A 21499-nucleotide genomic window follows, 5' to 3' on the forward strand; every position below is an offset into this window, starting at 1 on the left:
CTTAACAATCGGCTAGGTTAACAGCAATGGCCAAACCACCTTCCGAAGTTTCTTTATATTTAGTATTCATATCTTTAGCCGTTTCCCACATCGTATTGACTACTTTATCCAAGGGTACTTTTGCGTTTTTAGCATCAGTTTCTAAAGCCAATTCAGCTGCATTAATCGCTTTAATAGCTCCCATAGTATTACGTTCAATACATGGCACTTGCACCAATCCTCCAATTGGGTCACATGTTAAACCTAAATGGTGTTCCATTGCAATTTCTGCAGCTACCATAACTTGTTCTGGAGTACCCCCCATAACTTCACATAAAGCCGCTGCTGCCATTGCACTTGATACACCAATTTCAGCCTGACAACCGCCCATAGCTGCACTAATTGTAGCACCTTTTTTGAAGATACTGCCTATTTCGCCAGCTGTCATTAAGAATTGCTTGATTTGTTCTTCGTTGGCTTCGTGGTTCTCAATGACCAAATAGTACATTAAAACCGCAGGGATTACACCAGCACTTCCATTGGTAGGTGCAGTAACAACACGTCCCAAAGAGGCGTTGACCTCATTTACAGCCAAAGCAAAACAGCTTACCCATTTCAATATTTGACGGAACTTTACTTCGGTCTGACGGATAATTTGCATCCAGGAATAAGGATTATCATATGGCAATACACCGATTAAGTTTTTGTGCATGTCATAGGCTCTTCTGCGGACATTTAATCCTCCCGGCAACGTACCTTCAGTATGACATCCAATATACATACATTCGAGCATAGTATCCCAAATGCGTAGCAATTCATTGTGGATTTCTTCTTCACTGCGCATTGACTTTTCATTTTCATACACAATCTCCCATACTTTTTTGTTTTCTTTCTGACAATACGCTAACAATTCTGCAGCCTTATCAACAGGAAAGGGAAAAGCACATTTGATGTCTTCATTTTCAGTATTTTCTACTGTGTTTTCTTTTACTACAAAACCACCACCTATGGAATAGAATACAGATTCATAAGTTTTAGTTGATGTTATGGCAGTAAATTTTATACCATTAGAGTGAAACGGTAAAAATTCGCGATTGAAAACAATATCAGTGTCAATATTAAATGGAATGATGATTTCGTTACCCAAAAAGATTTCTTTTTTGTTTTTGATAGCAGAAATAATAACATCAATACTCTCAACAGGGATGTACTCTGGATCGGCACCGCTCAAACCTAACATAACGGCTAAATCGGTTGCATGCCCTTTTCCAGTTAACGAAAGTGAACCATATAAGTCTATTTGAACACGGTTAATAGAATCAATAAGGTTTTGTTCACGTAATTCAATTAAAAACTTTTCTGCGGCACGCCAAGGCCCCAAAGTGTGAGAACTGGAAGGTCCAACACCAATTTTTAACATATCAAAAACAGAAATACATTCCATAAAAAGTAAATTAATGTTACAAAGATAGGGGTAGAAATTGAAATTTATTTCATCAACTAAAATTTTTAAGAATTATTCAATTGAACTCACAAATTTGAAACCTAATGTTAGTTATGAAACGCAAACTACTAATGAAGTAAAATGTCATCTTGTCAGTTGATTTTGGTAAGGAATTGACAGATTTATGTCATTTCGTATCTTTTTTTCTATTGGCACAATACTTGACTTAAACGTTAGCAAGTTGATAAAACGAAATAAAAAACACAAAATAAATTAAGATTAGTATTATGAGTAAAATTATTGGAATCGATTTAGGTACAACCAATTCTTGTGTTTCGGTTATGGAAGGTGGAGAACCTGTTGTAATCGCGAATGCAGAAGGGAAAAGAACTACACCGTCAGTAATTGCATTTGTTGAAGGTGGTGAAATTAAAGTAGGAGACCCTGCAAAAAGACAAGCAGTAACAAACCCTACAAAAACGATTGCTTCTATCAAACGATTCATGGGAAATAAATTCTCTGAAAGTGCAAAAGAAGCGGGTAACGTAGCATATAAAGTAGTAAAAGGGGATAACGATACTCCTCGTGTAGATATTGATGGTCGTTTGTATACGCCACAAGAATTATCAGCAATGACACTTCAAAAAATGAAGAAAACGGCTGAAGATTATTTAGGAACAACTGTAACACAAGCGGTTATTACAGTTCCTGCATATTTTAACGATGCGCAACGTCAAGCAACTAAAGAAGCAGGTCAAATTGCTGGATTAGAAGTTATGCGTATCATCAACGAGCCTACAGCAGCAGCTTTGGCTTACGGATTAGACAAACAAGGTAAAGATCAAAAAATCGCAGTTTACGATTTAGGTGGAGGTACATTTGATATTTCTATCCTTGAATTAGGGGATGGCGTTTTTGAAGTATTGTCTACTAACGGAGATACACACTTAGGAGGTGACGATTTTGACCAAGTAATCATCGACTGGTTGGCAAACGAATTCAACAGTGCTGAAGGTATTGACTTACGTAAAGACCCTATGGCGTTACAACGTTTGAAAGAAGCAGCTGAAAAAGCTAAAATTGAATTGTCGGCATCTGCTCAAACAGAAATTAACTTACCATATGTAACCGCTACGGCTACAGGACCAAAACACTTGGTACAAACATTAACGCGTTCTAAATTCGAACAATTAGCAGAAAGTTTAGTTAAACGTTCAATGGAGCCAGTTGCTAAAGCATTAAAAGATGCTGGATTATCAACATCTGATATTGATGAAGTAATCTTAGTAGGAGGTTCAACTCGTATCCCAGTTATCCAAGAACAAGTAGAGAAATTCTTCGGTAAAAAACCATCAAAAGGTGTAAACCCTGATGAAGTAGTAGCAATCGGAGCAGCTATTCAAGGAGGTGTATTATCAGGAGATGTTAAAGATGTATTGTTGTTAGACGTTACGCCTCTTTCATTAGGTATTGAAACTATGGGAAGTGTAATGACAAAATTGATTGAAGCAAATACAACAATCCCAACTAAAAAATCGCAAGTATTCTCTACAGCAGCAGATAACCAACCATCGGTAGAAATCCATGTATTACAAGGAGAAAGACCAATGGCTAGCGATAATAAAACAATTGGACGTTTCCACTTAGATGGTATTCCACCAGCACCAAGAGGAGTTCCTCAAATTGAAGTAACTTTCGACATCGATGCTAATGGTATCATCAAAGTATCAGCTACAGATAAAGGAACCGGTAAATCTCATGATATTCGTATCGAGGCTTCTTCAGGTTTAACTCCAGAAGAAATCGAAAGAATGAAGAAAGATGCTGAAATGAATGCTGAAGCGGATAAAAAAGCGAAAGAAGTTGCGGATAAATTAAACGAAGCAGATTCTATGATTTTCCAAACTGAGAAACAATTAGGTGAGTTTGGTGAAAAATTATCGGAAGGAAACAAATCAGCTATTGAAGGTGCATTAAATGAATTAAAAGCAGCTTACGAAACTAGAGATGTAGATACAATTCAACCAGCTTTAGACAAAATCAATGAAGCTTGGAAAAATGCTTCAGAAGAAATGTACAAAGCACAAGCTGAAGGTGGTGCACAAGAAGCACAACCACAAGCAGACGCATCAGGTGATCAAACACAAGATGTAGATTTTGAAGAAGTGAAATAATTTTTGATATTCAATAACACTTGGAGAGGTTGGCCTTTGGTCAACCTCTTTTTTTGTATTTTAGATTTCATTTAGGTTTAAATTAATATGCATGCATACTATTTTTTTTATATATTTGAATAAATCAAACACACAAAAATGAGCAAAGAAAGTCTTACATCATTATTATATATAAAACATCCGATTATCATGGCACCCATGTTTTTGGTTTCCAATACTAAAATGGTTATTGAAGGGATGAAATGCGGTATTGCGGGTTGTATACCAGCATTAAATTATAGAACTCTAGAAGAATTAAAGGCAGCTATTCAGGAATTAAAAGCGGCGAAAGTAGAAGGGGGGAGTTTTGGGTTCAATTTAATTGTAAACAAATCAAACGTTAAGTATAAAGAGCAATTGCGCATTTTATGTGAGGAAAAAGTAGATTTTATTTTAACCTCATTAGGAAGTCCAGCAGAAACAATACAAGAAGCCCATAAAGTAGGTATTAAGGTATTTTGTGATGTAACCGATTTGTCTTTTGCTAAAAAAGTAGAAAGTCTTGGTGCAGATGCTTTAGTTGCTGTAAACAATCAAGCTGGAGGGCACAGAGGAAACATAAGCCCTAAAGAATTAATTGAAGAATTAAACGAGAAAACATCTTTACCAGTTATTTCAGCGGGTGGAGTAGGGAATAAGCAAGATTTAGATAAAATGTTAGGTTATGGAGCTGTAGGAGTTTCAGTAGGTAGCCCATTTATTGCATCAATAGAATCAGGTGTTTCAGACGAATACAAGCAAGCTTGTGTGCAGTATGGAGCCAAAGATATTGTAATGACCGAAAGAATTTCAGGAACACCATGTACGGTAATCAATACACCCTATGTTCAAAAAGTAGGAACAAGACAATCATGGCTAGAACGTATACTAAATAAAAATAAATCGCTTAAAAAGTGGGTGAAAATGGTGCGTTTTTACATTGGAATGAAAGCCACGGAAAAAGCAGCAACACAAGTTACCTATAAAACAGTATGGGTAGCGGGACCAAGTATTGAAGATACAAATGCTATTTTACCAGTTAAAGATATCGTGGCAAAATTTATTAACTAAAAAATGTACGATAGGCTTTTTACTTTTTGGAGTCGCTATATTTCAAAGGCAACGTTGTTTAGAGTAATGTTTAATCTTTTACCTATGTATAGAAGGAGTTGTGGAAGAATTACGTTTGTCTCAGAAGACATACATATTGTAAAAATTAAAATTCCATTAACAGATAAAAATCGCAATTATGTAGGATCTATGTTTGGAGGCAGCTTGTTTTCCGCTATAGACCCTATTTACATGATTTAGTTGATGCAAATTTTAGGCAAAGATTATGTAGTTTGGGATAAAGCCACAGAAATCAAATTTAAAAGACCAGCGTATAAAAATGCCTTTGCTGTTTTTGAATTCTCTGCCGAAGAAATAGAGGAAATTAAACATAAGGTAGCGGTAGAGAATGAAGTGAATCACACCAAAAAACTTTTTATAAACAATAATGAAAATGTTGTCTTTTCAGAATTGGATAAAGTGCTTTACATCAGTTCGAAAGAGCATTACATACAGAAAAAATAGTGAAAAAGTAATTTTTCAAGATTATTATAAAATTAACAGAAACAAACGATCAGTTTTTTACTTTTGTTTCGAAATGTCAGACTTTAGAAAAAATAGGAATACTTTTTTTACGTTTTTAATCGGCTTTTTTGCAGTATTAATTCTTACTTCATACAGTAATAGCAGTACAGTAAATAAAGTTGAAGATTCGTCTGTATATACTTTACAAAAAAGTTGTTTAAAACAGAACGATAAAGCTATACTGCTTACTGTTGAAAATCATTTTAGTTTTATCGATTCTTTAATTTTTCAAAAGAATTCCGGAAAATATAATTCTAAATTTACATTTCATTCTTTTCAGAATAATCTTGATAGTTATTCGTTGTTAAAAATTCTATCAACAATTATCTCGGGTTCATTTATCTTAGTAGGGGAATCCAATTTATTAAAAATAATCTTCCCTTTTCACCAGTTCTGGTAGGTTTTTTAGTTTTTTCGAATAAAATAATTAATAAAAAAACTTAATAATAAAAGACATGGATTTATCTAGTGCCTTAATGGGCTTGGTATTTATAATGCTAACCATATTACCTATATATTTAATAAATAGAAGTACAAATAAAGCAAGTGAGAACTTGATTAACGAATTAAAAATGGAGTTTCCTAACAGTTCAAAAGTCTTAGAATATGAAGTTTGGAATTCAAATTCATCAATTATTGCTCTAACAGTTAATGAGGTTCTTTTTTTGAATAAAAAGGAAAACGAGAGTGTTAACATAGAAATTCAAAATATCTCTAATTGTAAAGTAAGAAAAGAATTTCATAAAAACTCAAAACATCAAGATCGTGATGCCATTGAATGTTTATTTTTGGATTTTACTTTAAAAGAGAGAACCACTGAAATATCGATTCCTTTTTTTCAAAAGGATGCTATAAATTTTATAATTGGTAACGAAGTTAGTCTGGCCGATAAGTGGTTAACTAAAATTTATAAAGTACACCTACAATAGCATAAAATACATAAAAAAAGCCGAGTTAACTCGGCTTTTTTTGTTATTCAACTGTAATTTCAAAAACTTTATCCCAGTTTTTACCGGTAACAAATACAGTTTTGGTTTTTGGATTATACGCTATACCGTTGAAAAAATCCAAATCGGGATGATTGGTTACTTCCTTGCGTAAAGCAGCACAATTTAATACACTTTCCACTTCACCGTTTTTAGGATTGATAATAGCAATTGCATCTTTAGTGTAGATGTTTGCCCAAATTTTACCATCAATCCATTCCAATTCATTTACCGATTCAATTTTAGCATGTTGTGTATATACATTGATGTAATCAATAGGTTCGAATGTTTCAGGGTTTACAATATAAATTTTTTCAGTTCCATCACTTACATATAGATTGGTTCCATCGTTTGTCATTCCCCAACCTTCTTGCATACCATCAAAATATTTAAAGGTTTTTAATTTTTCAAAAGTATCGGCATCGTAAACATAACCCTCTTTGTGTTTGTAGGTTAATTGATAGACTTTATTGTTAAGAATAGTTATTCCTTCTCCAAAGTACATCGGTGCCAATTCAATTTTTTTGGCAACTTCCCCCGTTTTATAATTGTTCTTACGTAAACTAGACATTCCTCTTGTACCTGTTCCGTTTCCAGCACCATTTCCAGTTCCTTCAAACAAAGTATCGCGATAAAATTCGAATCCTTGAGTGTAGGCTTTAATATCATGTGGGTAAGTGTTTACAATTTTGAATGTTAAAAGCTTTGGTTCAATACTAGATGCGATAGTAAAATTAGTCTCCGCTTCAGATGATGTTCCGTTATAAAAAGCAAGTGCTTTAATTTTTTGATACCCTAATTTTTGTTGATCCAAAACAACTGACAACTTAGAATTGCCGGTTACGGTTCCAACATTTTTATCATTTACATAATAGACAATGGAGTCGATTGTTTTGTTTTTGTCGTTTTTTAATAGCAAATTAACAGTGTCATTTAAGTGATAAACCTGTTTTAGATTGCTTGTATCGATAGAAAAAATATTTTTTTCAATTTTTTTTTCGCCTTCACAGGCATTAATTAAAAATCCTAATGTTATGAAAGCGAGTAGCTTAATTTGTGTCATGCTTGTTTTTTTTTGAAAGTACAATATACAACGATTTTTTAAAGGTGCAATTGTCTTGCAAAAATATAAAATGTTTGTATATTTGCATCGGCAAGTCCTACACGACCAGCTCCTGCAGAATCCCCCAGGGTGGGAACGCAGCAAGGGTAAGCGGTTGTAGCGGTGCGATGTAGGTCGCTTGCCATTTTTTTCTTAATCTCCATTTCTGGGGATTTTTTTATACCCAAAAGTTACTTACCTTCGCAACACTAAATTTTACATTTTAATGGATAAAGTTATTTTTATAACTGGTGCTTCATCAGGCATTGGTAAAGCAATTGGTGAATTTTTGTTAGCCAAAGGTTTTGAGGTTTACGGAACAAGTCGTAATCCAGAACGATATCCCAATTCAAAAATCCCTTTAGTTGCTTTAGATGTGCGCAATGTAGAGAGTATCCACACAGCGGTAGCTGATGTTATAAAAAAAGCAGGTAAAATCGATGTTGTATTAAACAATGCGGGAGTAGGAATTACAGGTCCAATTGAAGAAATCCCTACCGAAGAAATTAAAAATAATTTTGAAACGAATGTTTTCGGTCCTATTGAGGTAATGAAAGCGGTATTGCCGTATATGCGTGAACAAAAATCAGGTTTAATTATAAATGTGACCTCGATTGCAGGTTATATGGGATTACCGTTCCGAGGAATCTATTCGGCTTCAAAAGGGGCTTTAGAATTGATTACAGAAGCTATTCGCATGGAGGTTAAACCTTTTGGTATTACAATTACAAATGTCGCTCCTGGTGATTTTGCAACCAATATTGCAGCGGGTCGTTATCATGCTCCTGTTTTGGAAAATTCAGCTTACAAGAAAACGTATGGAATGACATTGGACATGATGAATGAACATGTAGACAGTGGAAGCAATCCTATGGATATGGCTGACGCGGTTTATAAAATCATTCAATCTTCAAAACCAAAAGTGCATTATAAAGTTGGGGCATTTTTGCAAAAGTTTTCCATCGTATTAAAACGTATTTTACCTGATACGATGTATGAAAAAATGCTAATGAATCATTATAAGTTATAAAACCGTTAACGAATTCATTTATTGCAATTGAAATTTGTAATTTTGTAAGGCAAAACAACACATTAATATTTAAATAAAAACGATATGAAATTTTTTATCGATACAGCTAATTTAGAGCAAATTAAAGAAGCACAAGCTTTGGGTGTTTTAGATGGTGTGACAACAAATCCTTCTTTAATGGCTAAAGAGGGTATTACAGGTAAAAACAACATTTTAAAGCATTATGTAGACATTTGTAATTTGGTAGATGGAGATGTAAGTGCTGAAGTAAATGCTACTGATTTTGAGGGAATGGTTAAAGAAGGTGAGGAGTTAGCGGAATTACACGAGCAAATTGTAGTTAAAATTCCTATGACAAAAGATGGAATTAAAGCGTGTAAATACTTTTCTGAAAGAGGAATTAAAACCAATGTAACGTTAATTTTTTCTGCTGGGCAAGCTTTATTAGCTGCAAAAGCAGGAGCTACTTATTGTTCTCCATTTTTAGGAAGACTTGATGATATTTCAACAGATGGTTTGAATTTAATTGACGAAATCCGTTTGATTTATGATAACTATGCTTTTGAAACACAAATTTTAGCTGCATCAGTGCGTCATACAATGCACGTTGTCAATTGTGCTAAAATTGGTGCTGATGTAATGACAGGTCCTTTATCTTCAATTCTAGGTTTGTTAAAACATCCATTAACAGATAGTGGATTGGCGCAATTTATAGCCGATTTTGAGAAAGGAAACAAATAATACCAGATTATATTAAAAAAGGGAACGCTAATAACGTTCCCTTTTTTATTTATTGTAATCCAATAAAAACTATTGATTTAAACTTTTTTCAAAATGGATGTCGAATAGATTAGCAAAGGCATTTTCAATTGTTCCATCAGGATTTAAGAGAATGGTACGATGTATTTTGGTAATCACCCATTGTTTTTTAATTTCTTCAAAATCATTTGCGTGTAATTCAGTTACACCTTTAAAATTGTATTTTTTTAATTCGTGCATCCAAGTATCTTTTGTATCGTTAATATTAACCGCAACAAAATTTAACTCGGGATGCTGTAATTGAATAGCTTGTATTTTTTTATGTGAAATGCGTAAATGTGAATCGGCATGTGAAGTCCAAAAGAACACTACTGTACGTTTGTTGTGCGTTAAATCCGCAATATCTATTGGATTGGATAAAGAGTCAATTAGTGAAATTTTAGGTAATGGATTGCCTATTTTTAAGTTTTGAACCGAATTGTAAATTTGACTTACTTCTTGTTGTTGTTCTTTATCAGTTGAAAGTTCTAAATATCGGTCTATGAATTTTTTGTTGTTGTACATATTTTGATCTTCTAATAAGTACATATAAGCAACGTTATTCAAAACGATATTTTTAATTTTTTGATTTTCAATTAATGTATCAACAATGTTCAGTTTTGCAATATTATTGTCCAATGACATTTCATCGAAGTGTTCTCCTTTGCAGTTTTTATAAGTAATGTTGTTTAGCATTACGGTTACATATTTTACAAATGGAGAAAAGTTGGCTAAATTATTATCGTTATAATTGATATTGTTACGATACGAATAAAAATTATCGGGCAATTTTTTTAAGATACATTCTCCAGTTTTGTACTTATGAGCATAAGGGTAAAGTTCTTTTTTATAGTAATAATTAAAGTTTAAACTAGCCTGTGCTACATTATCAAAATCTTCAGACCAACCTATCTGCGCTTTTCGCTTTAAATAAAAGGATTTGGCTTTGTTAAAACTTGAATCAATTGAAGTGATAAATTGATCTTGCGGTTTTTCTAGAATGTCGTAAAGTTGAGCTTTACTTTCTTCATTTTTTAGAAACAAGTCAATTAAAAAGTTGTTTTTTTCATCGCCACGACCGCAAAAAGCTAAAGAGTTATCAAAATCATACGCATTTAAACGTATCATTAAACTATCATTTTTGTCGAAATACACATACTGGTATTCAGGATTGTGACGAAAAGTATATAAACCAGGGGTTAAAGAATCAAACTTGTGTAAAAAACGATTATTTTCATCCAGAAACAAAGTGTCAATTATGGTATCATCTTTTAAAAACAACACATAATTTTCTTGTGGATTTATAATCTCTCCTCCAAAATATGCCACATAATTATCGGGTTCAAAAACTTTTTCACAGGAATTCAGTGAAAATAGTGAAGCGATGGATAGGGGTAATAAGTATAGTAGGTAATTTTTAAACATCATTTAATTCTAATTTCATAAACAAAAATATCAGTAAAATATTAAAGACCTTGTTAATAGACAGTTAAATTAAACTTATAGGAAATGTAAATTATACAAGTTTTTTAATATGAGATAGTTAAGTTTTAAAAGTGTTGTTTTTTAAAATATAATTTTGATTTTTTATTAATTAAATTCTTAACTAATGAAATCGTAATATATAGAAAATAAATTTAATAAAACAGTTTTTAAACCTAATCCATACTGTAACCTGACTTTTGTCGAAACAAATAAACGGATATTTTGTAATACTAAAAAATGGATATATGTTATAAAAATAAAGCCTTCTATTAAAGGTAATTTGACTTTTAAAAACACCGAATCAGTCAAGATAATTATGCGGAATACAAAAAAATCAAACAATTTATAATGTGAATAAAGAAAATCAATTAAAAAACTAATTTTAGACTACCAATAACTGAATAGTAATGATTACTTTTGCAACAATTTTATAAAAAAATACAACAATGTTAACAGTTTCAAATTTATCAGTACAATTTGGCAAACGTGTTTTATTCGACGAAGTTAATGTAACCTTTACACAAGGAAACTGCTACGGAATCATTGGAGCTAATGGTGCTGGAAAATCTACTTTCTTAAAAATATTAGCAGGAGAAATCGATCCAACTTCAGGGCGTGTTATTCTTGAGCCAGGAAAACGTATGTCGGTTTTAAACCAGAACCATAATATGTTTGATGAATATACCGTTTTGGAAACCGTTTTAATGGGAAATAAAGTATTGCATGCTGTCAAATCGGAAATGGATGCATTATATGCCGACTATAGTGATGAAAATGCGGATAGAATTGGAGAATTGCAATTGCAATTTGATGAAATGAATGGTTGGAATGCGGATTCTGATGCAGGAGCAATGTTGTCAAACTTAGGGATTTCTTCAGAGTATCATTATACCTTAATGAGTGAATTAGAAGGAAAACTTAAAGTACGTGTGTTATTAGCACAAGCTTTATTTGGTAATCCAGATGTATTAATCATGGATGAGCCTACCAACGACTTGGATTTTGAAACTATCGGGTGGTTGGAAAACTTTTTGGCAAATTATGAAAATACAGTATTAGTTGTATCGCATGACCGTCACTTCTTAGATGCGGTTTGTACTCACGTTTCGGATATTGATTTTGGAAAAATTAATCATTTTTCGGGTAACTATACATTTTGGTACGAATCAAGTCAATTAGCAGCTAAACAACGTGCACAACAAAACAAAAAAGCAGAAGAGAAAAAAGCTGAATTAGAAGAGTTTATCCGTCGTTTTAGTGCCAACGTTGCGAAATCAAAACAAGCAACATCGCGTAAAAAAATGATTGACAAATTAAATTTAGATGAAATTAAACCTTCTAGCCGTAGATACCCAGCGATTATTTTTGAAACTGAAAGAGAAGCAGGAGATCAAATTTTAAATGTACAGAATTTAAGCGCTTCAATTGATGGTGAAGTTTTGTTTAAGGATGTGGATTTAAACATGGCCAAAGGTGATAAAGTAGTGGTATTCTCTAGAGATTCTCGTGCGACTACTGCTTTTTATGAAATTTTAAATGGAAACGTAGAGCCAGATTCAGGTAAATTTGACTGGGGAGTTACTACTACACAATCGTATTTACCAGCAGATAATCATGATTTCTTTAAATCGGATTTAAACTTAGTGGATTGGTTACGTCAATGGGCTAAAACTGAGGAAGAACGTGATGAAGTATACGTTCGTGGTTTCTTAGGGAAAATGATTTTTTCTGGAGAAGAAGCTTTGAAAAAATGTAATGTTTTATCTGGAGGAGAAAAAGTACGTTGTATGTTGTCGCGTATGATGATGATCAGAGCCAATGTTTTAATGCTAGATGAGCCAACAAACCACTTGGATCTTGAATCGATTACTGCATTCAACAACTCGTTAAAAAACTTTAAAGGTTCTGTATTGTTTACAACGCATGACCACGAGTTTGCGCAAACTGTTGCCAATAGAATTTTAGAAATTACCCCGAATGGGGTTATCGATCGTTATATGACGTTTGATGAATATTTGGAAGACGATAAGATTAAAGAATTGCGTAAAAAAATGTACGCATAATCATAAAAAAATCCCGATTTAAATCGGGATTTTTTATTTAAAACCTTTTGGAGGTGAAGGCAAAGGGACAAAGTCCGTTTCGTTGGGAACTTTTGGAAACAATTGGTTGGTCCAGTCTTCTTTTGCTTTTTCAATCTTACTTTTATTAGAAGAAACAAAATTCCATTCAATATAGCGTTCCTCTGGAAAGGGTTCTCCACCAAAAATATAAACCGTTGAATTTTCAGTCATCTCAAAACTACAGAGTTTGGTGTCTTTGGCTATTAAAATTTGTTTTTCACCATATTCATGACCATTACTTCTAATAGCTCCATTTAAGATATACAAGGCACTTTCTCCATATAAATTAGCTCCAATATTAAGTGTACAAGCCTCTTTGTTTTTAATTTCTATGAAATACAATGGTGAGTGAACAGGCACTGGTGAAGTTTTACCAAAAGCGCTTCCGGCAATAAGTTTGAAATGTACATTTTGCGTATTCCAAACAGGTAAGTCATTTTTTTCAATATGAGAAAACGAAGGCTCACAATCTTCTAAATGTTTTGGAAGTGCAACCCAAATTTGTAATCCATGCAATGTTTTATCGCTTTTTCGCAAGTAATCAGGAGTACGTTCGGAATGCACAATACCTTTTCCAGCCGTCATCCAATTTACCGCACCTGGCTGAATTTCAATTTCTGTACCCAAACTATCGCGATGCATCATGCTTCCTTCAAATAAATAAGTAAGTGTAGACAAGCCGATATGTGGGTGTGGTGGTACATCCAAATTTTGATGCTGTTTTAAAGCGACAGGCCCCATATGGTCAATAAAAGCAAAAGGACCGACAGTTCTTTTTTCGCGAAAGGGTAGTAGTCGTCCAACAAGGAAATTTCCAATATTAGCCGCTCGTTCTGCTATAATTACTGCAATATTTGACATAATACAATTCTTTAAATGTTCATTGGAACTTCCATTAATAGTACATAACTCGGACTTAATGCAGTAAGGTTAATTTCCTTTACATCCCAAACTCCAAATCCGTCTCTTTTTTCTAATCTTTGACCGTTAATTTCGACATCTCCTTCTAAAATAAAGGCATACACACCGTTATTGCTGTTGTGTAGGGTGTAGGTGTCTGTTTTACCGGTTTCGAATTTGCCTAAATTAAACCAGGCATCTTGATGCACCCATACACCCGCGTCATCTGCATTTGGTGATAAAACCTGGTAAAAGGCATTCTGTTTTTCCAATTCCTTCAACGAAATTTGGTCATAACGAGGTGTTACATTTTGTTTGTTTGGGAAAACCCAAATTTGTAAAAATTTTACTTCATTTTGTTCACTGTTATTGTGTTCACTATGGAAAACTCCAGTTCCTGCACTCATAACTTGAATTTCACCTTCCTTTATGACAGCAACATTACCCATACTGTCTTGGTGTTTTAAAGCACCACTTAAAGGTAAGGAAATAATTTCCATGTTGTTATGTGGATGGGTTCCAAAACCCATACCTGCAGCTACGGTATCATCGTTTAATACACGTAAAACGCCAAAATTCATTCGGTCAGGATTATGATAATTTGCAAAGCTGAAAGTATGATACGATTGTAGCCATCCGTGATTCGCATTTCCACGTGAATTGGCTTTATGTAAAATGGATTTCATATTGTTTGTGGTATTAGATTGGGATTTAATTTTGTTTGAATTGGAGAGAAAAGGGAGCAGGGGACTTAAAAAGCCTATTGATACAAGTGACTGAATAAAAGTAGCACGTTTCATAATTTAATCTTCTAAATAACCAAATTTTCCCATATTAACATCGTTAAATGCTTGAATAATCTCTTCTCTGGTGTTCATGACAAAAGGACCATGTGCTACTATTGGCTCTAGTATAGGTGCGCCACTCAAAATCAAAACAATAGCATTTTCTAATGCTTCAATTGTAAAATCTTCACCTTTGTTTTCAAAAAGTACAAAATGGTCTGTAGGAGCGATTTCCGCGTCATTAATTTTTATAGAGCCTTCTATAACTACTAGACCGGTATTAAAGTGTGCAGGAAAATGAAAGTTTACTTTTCCGCCTTTGTTTAATTTGGCATTTTGCAAATGTACAGGGGTAAAGGTATTAGCAGTTCCTTTTGTATTCTCAAATTCACCCGCAATTACTTCAACAATTCCGGCATTATTAGGTAAAATTACTTTGTTAATTTCTTCATTGCGAATGCCTTGGTATTTTGGTGGTGACATTTTGTCTTTTGCAGGCAAGTTAACCCAAAGTTGTACCATTTGAAAATCTCCACCATTTTTGCTAAACTCCTTCTCGTGATATTCTTTATGTAATATACCCGAAGCTGCTGTCATCCATTGTACATCTCCCTCTCCGATGACACCACTATTTCCAGCACTATCATGATGCGCTACTTTACCTTTGTAGGCAATGGTTATAGTTTCAAATCCTCTATGAGGATGAACGCCAACACCTCTAGGAGTGTCAGATGGGGCAAAAAAATGTTTAGAGTTGTAATCCAACATTAGGAATGGATTCATACGTTCCATGTCCAAATGATAGGCACTTGGAATAAAGTTGTGAACTCTAAAACCATCTCCAACAAAATGCGGTGTTGGAGGAGCGATAATTAATTCAATATTTTTAGTTGCCATAATTATATCTTTTAAGATTGTAGTACAAAGTTACTATTGAATTATTCCAATTTCATTGATGTATGTTAGGAACGTATTTTAAGGTTTGAAGTTACGTTTGGCTAATTCTTTTCGTACCCGACTCAAACTTTCGGGCATAATACCCAAATAAGAAGCAATCATCCATTGTGGAACTCGTAATAGCATATCAGGGTAAAGTTGTATGAAATCCAAATAACGTGTTTCTGCATTGGCGCCTAATAATAAGTTAATGCGCTTTTGTAAATGTCGTATATGGTTTTGGAGTGCTTTATCATTGAAAACGCGATAACTTTCACTTAATTCACATGCTTTAGAAATAAAGTTTTGGTTCAAGAATACCACAGTTGTCGGTTCAATAGCATCTATATAAAAATCAGAAGGTTCGTCAAAATAAATGCTACTTCTATCACTAATGATCCAGTTTTCAGAAGCAAATTGAATTATATGGTATTTACCTTGCTGATCGATTGTATAGGACCGAAGTAAACCAGATTCAACAAAAAAAGAATAATTACAGATTTGTCCTGCTGTTAGCAACATGTCACCTTTATCAATTGTTTTTGTTTCAACTAGCGGTAATAATTCCTGATATGTTGATTCTGATAATTCTGCTTTTTCTGTTAGATACTTTTTGAATTGTGTTAATGGCATAAGGTGTTACAAAGTGTTTTACCCAAAGATAAACCAAATGTTTTAAACGAAAAAGGCTATTCAATTTGAATAGCCTTTCTTGGTTAATTAGCGGTAATTTATTCGCAACTTAATCCTGGTACTGATGGTGCTAAATCGTTTCCGTTAGCATCTTTCACAGACCAATCTCCAGTAATAATACCTCCAGAATTGGTTGAATCCCAATCTATAGTTATGGTAATTACTTCGCAAGCTGCTACACTACCCTCTACTTTTATGACTCTATTCGAACTGCCTCCTGGCGTCCATTGTGTATGTGTTAATGCTCCTCCATCAATCGTTACTACTGCATCTGCACCAGTAAAATTTGTTAGACCCCCTTGAATTTTAATGTATTCTGTGTCTTCCTCAGCAATAAAAGTATACACTGCTTGACGATCAGTGCCACAGGCAAGAGCTTCTCCTTCAAATGTAGTAGAGCAACTTTCGTCACATGCTCCAAATAAATTATAGGATATACTTGTAGTAGCTTGTTGTCCACCCCCTGCAATAGCTAACGAAAAACTAATCATGTCACCAGCAGTCCATTGTGAAGCTAAAGGCATAGTATGAGTACGCCATTCATCAGCTGGTACATTACCACCATTTATCACTGATACTCCATCAATCAATAAATTACTCCAAGAATTAGTACTTTTAACTCTTAATACAAAATCGGTTAATGTATTATAATATTCAAGGTTAATCGTTTTTGTATTATTGCCATAATTGACAACAAATTCATGAGTAGTTACATAAAATGGAGTATCAGTAGAAATACAATCTGTTTGATAATCTCCATTAGTTATAATTATAGGGGATACATTTGCATTTGGGGCTGATTTTGCAGTAAAACCATCTTCAGTTTCACAAGAATAAATGAAAACAAACAATAACATACCTACTAAAGGTAATATTGATTCTTTGAAATGTGTAATTTTTTTCATAATCGGTTAAATATTTGTTAATAGATGTGTTAAAAATATATATTAAGCAACTATTTGTCGATTATGTAATACTTTTTTCGTTATGGTGTTTGATTTAGTCGATGAATTGTAATAAAGGACTATTAAATTGGGAACTTTTTTTGTTAAAATGTTTAAGTTACTATGAAATAGTTTATCTTCTTTCTTGTCACTTTTTTTAAAAAATATTGTAAATTTACCCACCAAACACAATACACTACTTTATGGGTCAAAAAGTTCTACTCACGGCTAAAGAAGTTAATATCATTCTGCATCGTTTGGCATGTCAATTAATTGAAAATCATCTCGATTTTTCCAATACTGTTTTGATTGGTATACAGCCAAGGGGAAAGTACCTAGCACAGCGTTTAATCACTATTTTAAAAGAAGAATACAATATCAATGAAGTAAAACTTGGCTTTTTAGATATTACTTTTTTTAGAGATGATTTTAGAAGAGGGGAAAAAACTTTAGAAGCCAATAAAACAGAAATTAATGAAGTACTTGAAGATAAAAAAATAGTTTTTGTGGATGATGTATTGTATACAGGTAGAAGTATCAGAGCAGCCTTAACGGCAATTCAGTCTTTCGGTCGCCCTTCAGAAATAGAATTATTGACACTTATTGATAGACGTTTTAGTCGTCATTTGCCAATACAGCCTGATTATAGAGGACGTCAAGTAGATGCCATTAATAATGAAAAAGTAGTGGTGAAGTGGATGGAGCAAGATCAAGAAGATGCTGTATACTTAGTAACAAACGAGAAATAAACAACGCGCAACATAAGATATAAATGAAAGAGTTATCTGTAAATCATTTAATTGGAATAAAATATATAACAAAGCAGGATATCGATTTAATTTTCGAAACGGCCGATCATTTTAAAGAAGTAATCAATAGACCAATTAAAAAAGTTCCTTCATTACGTGATGTAACCATTGCAAATATTTTCTTCGAAAATAGTACGCGTACCAAATTATCGTTTGAACTGGCTCAAAAAAGGTTATCAGCAGATGTAATGAGTTTTTCAGCAGCGCAGTCTTCTGTTAAAAAAGGAGAGACTTTAATTGATACGGTCAACAATATATTAGCCATGAAAGTTGACATGGTTGTAATGCGTCATAGTGCTCCTGGAGCGGCTCATTTTTTATCACAAAATGTAAACGCCAGTATTGTTAATGCAGGAGATGGTGCACACGAACATCCTACACAGGCTTTATTGGATAGTTTTACGATAAAAGAAAAATTAGGGGATGTAGGAGGAAAGAAAATTGTTATCGTTGGAGATATCTTGCATTCACGAGTAGCCTTGTCAAATATATTTGCTCTTCAGAAACAAGGGGCTGAAGTTCGTGTTTGTGGACCAAAAACATTATTGCCAAAATACGTAGAGTCTCTTGGAGTAAAAGTTGAACCAAATTTACGTAAAGCATTGGAATGGGCAGATGTAGCAAACATGTTGCGAGTACAAAACGAACGTTTGGATGTAAATTATTTTCCATCAACAAGAGAATATGCACAACAATACGGCGTTACTAAAGAATTATTAGATTCATTAGACAAAGAGGTTGTAATTATGCACCCAGGCCCAATCAACAGGGGAGTTGAAATTACTTCTGATGTTGCCGATTCGCAACAATCTGTAATTTTAGATCAAGTGGAAAATGGAGTAGCAGTAAGAATGGCGGTAATTTATTTATTAGCGAGTAAAATTAAGCAATAGAGTAAGGTTCAATTTAAAAAATGATTTTATGAAAGTAGATAAAAAAGGACATACGACGATAATAAAAGAAACAAGAGGAGATATAAAAGCTTTTATTGAGAACATAGCGACTGAATATAAAACCTTTGAAAAGCAAAATTTGATTTTGGATGTTTCGAATGATGAAAAAGTAGGTATGAATGATTTGGTAAATTTTAAAAATTTGGTCAAGCAACATCAAAAATCAAAAAAATCATTAGTTATAGTTGCCGAGAACATTGATTTCAATGAGACTCCAGATTATTTAATTGTTGTCCCTTCTGTCTTAGAAGCACAAGATATTATAGAAATGGATGAAATCCAACGTGATTTAGGTTTTTAAAAAAGATTGAAAGAAGGTAGAATACCTAAAGATGAAAGTAAAAATATTAGGCTGTTATGCCGCAACACCGCGTACTATAACGAATCCTACTTCCCAAGTTTTAGAAATTAAGAACCACATGTTCTTAATAGATTGTGGTGAAGGGACGCAAGTACAATTGCGTAAGCATAAAATTAAGTTTTCGCGTATCAACCATATTTTTATTTCGCATTTACACGGGGATCATTTCTACGGACTTATCGGTTTAATTTCCACCTTTATGTTGTTAAATCGTGTTAACGATTTACATGTTTACGGTCCTAAAGGAATCAAGGAGCTTATTTTACTACAACTACGCGCTTCGGGTTCTTATACAGGGTACAATTTATATTTTCATGAATTGACTGCTAAGGAGAGTGAAACTATTTATGAAGATGAAAAGGTAATTGTAAAAACTATTCCTTTACAACATCGCATTTATACCAACGGTTTTTTATTTCAAGAAAAAAACCAACAGCGAAAATTAAACATTGAAGCTGTCGAGCGTCATAATATTGAAACGTGTTATTTCCAAAAAATTAAATACGGTGGAGATATCACTTTAGAAGATGGTACTGTAGTTTCAAATGCTGAATTAACTTTTGATCCAGAACCAGAGAAAACCTATGCCTTTTGTAGTGATACAGTTTATAATGAAAATATTATTCCTTTAATTGAAGGTGTTGACGTTTTATATCACGAAACTACTTTTCTTGATTCTGAAGAACATTTAGCTGAAAAAACCATGCATACAACTGCAAAACAAGCAGCAACAATTGCACTTAAAGCGAATGTAAAAAAATTACTTATGGGGCATTACTCAACGCGATATGCTTCTATAGAACACTTTAAAACTGAAGGTCAAACAATATTCCCCAATATACTGTTGGCCGATGATGGAAAAGAGTTTAACTTTTAAAAGTTGAACTTTTTTTATTTATACCTTTAGGCTTGTCTTTTTTAGTACCCAAACAAATCGTATTTTACTTCAACTTTGTAACTTTACCTTTTTAAAACTATTAAAGTATGTCAGATTTAAGTAATTACAGAAAATCATACGAGAAAAGCGAACTTTTAGAAACCAATGTTCCAGAAGATCCCATAAACCTATTTCACAGATGGTTTCACGAAGTAGAAGATTTTGGTGGAGTAGATGAAGTAAACGCAATGACAGTTGCTTCAATAGGGTTGGATGGCTTTCCTAAGAGTAGAGTAGTGCTTCTAAAAAAGTATAACGAAGAAGGTTTTATTTTTTATACCAATTATCAATCTGAGAAAGGAAAAGCAATACTTGAAAACCCGAATATTTGCTTATCCTTTTTTTGGCATTCTATGGAACGTCAAGTAATTATTAAAGGAATAGCCGAAAAAACTTCCACAATAGACTCAGATAATTATTTCGCTTCTCGTCCAAAAGGAAGCCAATTAGGAGCTTTAGTTTCTGCACAAAGTGATGTAATTCCAAATCGTGAATACTTAGAATCAAAACTTAAAGAATTAGAATTGCAATATGAAGGTAAAGAGGTTGCTAGACCTGATTTTTGGGGCGGTTTCTTAGTACGACCTGTAGCCGTTGAATTTTGGCAAGGCCGTCCAAATCGCTTACATGATCGCCTTCGTTATACTCTTTCCGAAAACTTTGAATGGACAATTGATCGATTGTCTCCATAGCGTTAAATAATGTAACTTAATGTTAATTTTGAATTACATTTTATCGAAAATATTTGCGTATTATCGATAGAATTGTATATTTGTATATACTATTAACCATTTAATCGACGTTTTAAGTTGATTAACGATTTTTTTTGAGTAAAAAAATTAACATTAATTACATTAATTATGAAGAAATGTTTAATAGTATTTTTAGCCTCGATTGCTATTATTGCTACTTCATGTACTTCTGAAACCGAGAGGTTTGAAGAACCTACATTGACTGAAATCCAACAACACTATGTGCACACAGCGATGGAGCTCGAACTTTTGGATTTAATTAATTCCTACAGGGTTGAACATGGATTGAATACGCTTAGTATAATTGAGCATATTTCCTATAAAGCTAATGAGCACAACAATTTTATGATTGAAACGAATACGGTCAATCATGTAGGTTTTGAAGAAAGAAGACACAATCTAGAACAAGTTTTAGGAGCAGTACGCGTTGGAGAAAACATTGCATTTGGGTATTCGTCTCCTGAAGCAGCTCTAACTGCTTGGACTGAAAGTGAAGGGCATAAAGCCAATTTAGATGGTGATTATACTCATTTTGGAGTATCTATTAAAAAAGACTTAGAGGGTAGAAAGTATTATACCAATATGTTTATTCGTAAATAAACAAGTTGTGATAGTACATATAGAAAGGAAAGACATCGTAATGGATGTCTTTTTT

At 33.3% G+C, this 21499-nt stretch carries 22 protein-coding genes and 1 other RNA gene; 15 read left to right on the plus strand and 8 right to left on the minus strand.

All coding sequences use genetic code 11. The features are described 5' to 3' along the window. Position 1: 1 nt before the first annotated feature. Positions 2–1423: an L-serine ammonia-lyase gene (locus ACFS5J_RS00110; protein ID WP_379809854.1), complete on the minus strand. Its 1422-nt coding sequence runs from the start codon at positions 1421–1423 to the stop codon at positions 2–4. Positions 1424–1710: 287 nt separating this feature from the next. On the opposite strand from ACFS5J_RS00110, the gene dnaK reads away from it, so the two are divergent. The 5 genes from dnaK (at position 1711) to ACFS5J_RS00135 (ending at position 6179) form a co-directional block, all read left to right on the plus strand. After that, a complete protein-coding gene (gene dnaK, locus ACFS5J_RS00115; RefSeq protein ID WP_379809855.1) occupies positions 1711–3597 on the plus strand; it encodes a molecular chaperone DnaK in 1887 nt (628 codons plus the stop codon). Between the two features lie 138 nt (positions 3598–3735). Then, positions 3736–4686, plus strand: coding sequence for an NAD(P)H-dependent flavin oxidoreductase (locus ACFS5J_RS00120; protein ID WP_379809856.1), 951 nt, complete (start codon positions 3736–3738; stop codon positions 4684–4686). Between the two features lie 3 nt (positions 4687–4689). Next, entirely contained in the window at positions 4690–4926 is a 237-nt protein-coding gene (locus ACFS5J_RS00125; protein ID WP_379809857.1) for a hypothetical protein, read from the plus strand. A gap of 3 nt (positions 4927–4929) precedes the next feature. Then, on the plus strand, positions 4930–5190 hold the full coding sequence (locus ACFS5J_RS00130; protein ID WP_379809858.1) for a hypothetical protein: 261 nt from the start codon (positions 4930–4932) through the stop codon (positions 5188–5190). 515 nt (positions 5191–5705) lie between these two features. Then, positions 5706–6179, plus strand: coding sequence for a hypothetical protein (locus ACFS5J_RS00135; RefSeq protein WP_379809859.1), 474 nt, complete (start codon positions 5706–5708; stop codon positions 6177–6179). Positions 6180–6222: 43 nt separating this feature from the next. On the opposite strand, the gene ACFS5J_RS00140 is transcribed toward ACFS5J_RS00135, so the two are convergent. Continuing rightward, positions 6223–7299 carry a glutaminyl-peptide cyclotransferase gene (locus tag ACFS5J_RS00140; protein WP_379809860.1) on the minus strand — a complete coding sequence of 359 codons (1077 nt, stop codon included), beginning with the start codon at positions 7297–7299 and terminating at the stop codon, positions 6223–6225. 88 nt (positions 7300–7387) lie between these two features. Here ACFS5J_RS00140 and ffs point away from each other — a divergent pair. The 3 genes from ffs (at position 7388) to fsa (ending at position 9109) form a co-directional block, all read left to right on the plus strand. Next, positions 7388–7486, plus strand: an RNA gene (ffs, locus tag ACFS5J_RS00145) — signal recognition particle sRNA small type. Positions 7487–7564: 78 nt separating this feature from the next. After that, on the plus strand, positions 7565–8368 hold the full coding sequence (locus ACFS5J_RS00150) for an SDR family oxidoreductase (RefSeq protein ID WP_379809861.1): 804 nt from the start codon (positions 7565–7567) through the stop codon (positions 8366–8368). 84 nt (positions 8369–8452) lie between these two features. Next, positions 8453–9109 (plus strand): fructose-6-phosphate aldolase, encoded by a 657-nt coding sequence (fsa, locus tag ACFS5J_RS00155; RefSeq protein ID WP_379809862.1) that lies wholly within the window; start codon positions 8453–8455, stop codon positions 9107–9109. 69 nt (positions 9110–9178) lie between these two features. Here fsa and ACFS5J_RS00160 read toward each other — a convergent pair whose 3' ends face one another. Continuing rightward, complete coding sequence (locus ACFS5J_RS00160) at positions 9179–10594, minus strand: TlpA family protein disulfide reductase (protein WP_379809863.1); 1416 nt, start codon at positions 10592–10594, stop codon at positions 9179–9181. Positions 10595–11097: 503 nt separating this feature from the next. Here ACFS5J_RS00160 and ACFS5J_RS00165 point away from each other — a divergent pair. Then, positions 11098–12714 (plus strand): ABC-F family ATP-binding cassette domain-containing protein, encoded by a 1617-nt coding sequence (locus ACFS5J_RS00165; protein ID WP_379809864.1) that lies wholly within the window; start codon positions 11098–11100, stop codon positions 12712–12714. Between the two features lie 33 nt (positions 12715–12747). On the opposite strand, the gene ACFS5J_RS00170 is transcribed toward ACFS5J_RS00165, so the two are convergent. The 5 genes from ACFS5J_RS00170 to ACFS5J_RS00190 all read right to left on the minus strand — a co-directional run bounded on the left by ACFS5J_RS00170 (position 12748) and on the right by ACFS5J_RS00190 (position 16993). Beyond that, positions 12748–13635 (minus strand): pirin family protein, encoded by an 888-nt coding sequence (locus ACFS5J_RS00170; protein ID WP_379809865.1) that lies wholly within the window; start codon positions 13633–13635, stop codon positions 12748–12750. 11 nt (positions 13636–13646) lie between these two features. Continuing rightward, positions 13647–14360, minus strand: coding sequence for a pirin family protein (locus ACFS5J_RS00175; protein ID WP_379809866.1), 714 nt, complete (start codon positions 14358–14360; stop codon positions 13647–13649). Between the two features lie 117 nt (positions 14361–14477). Next, positions 14478–15356, minus strand: a complete 879-nt coding sequence (locus ACFS5J_RS00180) for a pirin family protein (protein ID WP_379809867.1) — start codon at positions 15354–15356, stop codon at positions 14478–14480. A gap of 78 nt (positions 15357–15434) precedes the next feature. Beyond that, positions 15435–16028 (minus strand): Crp/Fnr family transcriptional regulator, encoded by a 594-nt coding sequence (locus tag ACFS5J_RS00185; RefSeq protein ID WP_379809868.1) that lies wholly within the window; start codon positions 16026–16028, stop codon positions 15435–15437. 98 nt (positions 16029–16126) lie between these two features. Next, positions 16127–16993 (minus strand): hypothetical protein, encoded by an 867-nt coding sequence (locus ACFS5J_RS00190; protein ID WP_379809869.1) that lies wholly within the window; start codon positions 16991–16993, stop codon positions 16127–16129. A 242-nt stretch (positions 16994–17235) separates the two neighbouring features. Between ACFS5J_RS00190 and pyrR the strand changes: the two genes are divergently transcribed. The 6 genes from pyrR to ACFS5J_RS00220 all read left to right on the plus strand — a co-directional run bounded on the left by pyrR (position 17236) and on the right by ACFS5J_RS00220 (position 21444). Next, entirely contained in the window at positions 17236–17781 is a 546-nt protein-coding gene (pyrR, locus tag ACFS5J_RS00195) for a bifunctional pyr operon transcriptional regulator/uracil phosphoribosyltransferase PyrR (RefSeq protein WP_379809870.1), read from the plus strand. A 23-nt stretch (positions 17782–17804) separates the two neighbouring features. Then, positions 17805–18734: an aspartate carbamoyltransferase catalytic subunit gene (locus tag ACFS5J_RS00200; protein WP_379809871.1), complete on the plus strand. Its 930-nt coding sequence runs from the start codon at positions 17805–17807 to the stop codon at positions 18732–18734. 28 nt (positions 18735–18762) lie between these two features. Further along, entirely contained in the window at positions 18763–19095 is a 333-nt protein-coding gene (locus tag ACFS5J_RS00205; protein ID WP_379809872.1) for a ribonuclease Z, read from the plus strand. Positions 19096–19126: 31 nt separating this feature from the next. After that, entirely contained in the window at positions 19127–20032 is a 906-nt protein-coding gene (locus tag ACFS5J_RS00210) for a ribonuclease Z (protein WP_379809874.1), read from the plus strand. Between the two features lie 107 nt (positions 20033–20139). After that, entirely contained in the window at positions 20140–20784 is a 645-nt protein-coding gene (gene pdxH / locus ACFS5J_RS00215; RefSeq protein ID WP_379809875.1) for a pyridoxamine 5'-phosphate oxidase, read from the plus strand. Between the two features lie 168 nt (positions 20785–20952). Continuing rightward, positions 20953–21444: a CAP domain-containing protein gene (locus ACFS5J_RS00220; RefSeq protein WP_379809876.1), complete on the plus strand. Its 492-nt coding sequence runs from the start codon at positions 20953–20955 to the stop codon at positions 21442–21444. Positions 21445–21499 lie beyond the last annotated feature (55 nt).

Source organism: Flavobacterium chuncheonense (genome assembly GCF_042686145.1).
Classification (GTDB): domain Bacteria; phylum Bacteroidota; class Bacteroidia; order Flavobacteriales; family Flavobacteriaceae; genus Flavobacterium; species Flavobacterium chuncheonense.

What these genes read in the sequence shown, in the direction of transcription:
- fsa (WP_379809862.1), top strand. Translation starts at nt 8,453, where the DNA reads ATGAAATTTTTTATCGATACAGCTAATTTAGAGCAAATTAAAGAAGCA.
- ACFS5J_RS00185 (WP_379809868.1), bottom strand. Translation starts at nt 16,028, where the DNA reads ATGCCATTAACACAATTCAAAAAGTATCTAACAGAAAAAGCAGAATTA.
- ACFS5J_RS00190 (WP_379809869.1), bottom strand. Translation starts at nt 16,993, where the DNA reads ATGAAAAAAATTACACATTTCAAAGAATCAATATTACCTTTAGTAGGT.
- ACFS5J_RS00130 (WP_379809858.1), top strand. Translation starts at nt 4,930, where the DNA reads ATGCAAATTTTAGGCAAAGATTATGTAGTTTGGGATAAAGCCACAGAA.
- ACFS5J_RS00110 (WP_379809854.1), bottom strand. Translation starts at nt 1,423, where the DNA reads ATGGAATGTATTTCTGTTTTTGATATGTTAAAAATTGGTGTTGGACCT.
- ACFS5J_RS00175 (WP_379809866.1), bottom strand. Translation starts at nt 14,360, where the DNA reads ATGAAATCCATTTTACATAAAGCCAATTCACGTGGAAATGCGAATCAC.
- ACFS5J_RS00140 (WP_379809860.1), bottom strand. Translation starts at nt 7,299, where the DNA reads ATGACACAAATTAAGCTACTCGCTTTCATAACATTAGGATTTTTAATT.
- ACFS5J_RS00150 (WP_379809861.1), top strand. Translation starts at nt 7,565, where the DNA reads ATGGATAAAGTTATTTTTATAACTGGTGCTTCATCAGGCATTGGTAAA.
- ACFS5J_RS00200 (WP_379809871.1), top strand. Translation starts at nt 17,805, where the DNA reads ATGAAAGAGTTATCTGTAAATCATTTAATTGGAATAAAATATATAACA.
- ACFS5J_RS00160 (WP_379809863.1), bottom strand. Translation starts at nt 10,594, where the DNA reads ATGATGTTTAAAAATTACCTACTATACTTATTACCCCTATCCATCGCT.
- ACFS5J_RS00125 (WP_379809857.1), top strand. Translation starts at nt 4,690, where the DNA reads ATGTACGATAGGCTTTTTACTTTTTGGAGTCGCTATATTTCAAAGGCA.
- pdxH (WP_379809875.1), top strand. Translation starts at nt 20,140, where the DNA reads ATGTCAGATTTAAGTAATTACAGAAAATCATACGAGAAAAGCGAACTT.
- ACFS5J_RS00165 (WP_379809864.1), top strand. Translation starts at nt 11,098, where the DNA reads ATGTTAACAGTTTCAAATTTATCAGTACAATTTGGCAAACGTGTTTTA.
- ACFS5J_RS00220 (WP_379809876.1), top strand. Translation starts at nt 20,953, where the DNA reads ATGAAGAAATGTTTAATAGTATTTTTAGCCTCGATTGCTATTATTGCT.
- ACFS5J_RS00205 (WP_379809872.1), top strand. Translation starts at nt 18,763, where the DNA reads ATGAAAGTAGATAAAAAAGGACATACGACGATAATAAAAGAAACAAGA.
- ACFS5J_RS00180 (WP_379809867.1), bottom strand. Translation starts at nt 15,356, where the DNA reads ATGGCAACTAAAAATATTGAATTAATTATCGCTCCTCCAACACCGCAT.
- ACFS5J_RS00135 (WP_379809859.1), top strand. Translation starts at nt 5,706, where the DNA reads ATGGATTTATCTAGTGCCTTAATGGGCTTGGTATTTATAATGCTAACC.
- ACFS5J_RS00120 (WP_379809856.1), top strand. Translation starts at nt 3,736, where the DNA reads ATGAGCAAAGAAAGTCTTACATCATTATTATATATAAAACATCCGATT.
- dnaK (WP_379809855.1), top strand. Translation starts at nt 1,711, where the DNA reads ATGAGTAAAATTATTGGAATCGATTTAGGTACAACCAATTCTTGTGTT.
- ACFS5J_RS00170 (WP_379809865.1), bottom strand. Translation starts at nt 13,635, where the DNA reads ATGTCAAATATTGCAGTAATTATAGCAGAACGAGCGGCTAATATTGGA.
- pyrR (WP_379809870.1), top strand. Translation starts at nt 17,236, where the DNA reads ATGGGTCAAAAAGTTCTACTCACGGCTAAAGAAGTTAATATCATTCTG.
- ACFS5J_RS00210 (WP_379809874.1), top strand. Translation starts at nt 19,127, where the DNA reads ATGAAAGTAAAAATATTAGGCTGTTATGCCGCAACACCGCGTACTATA.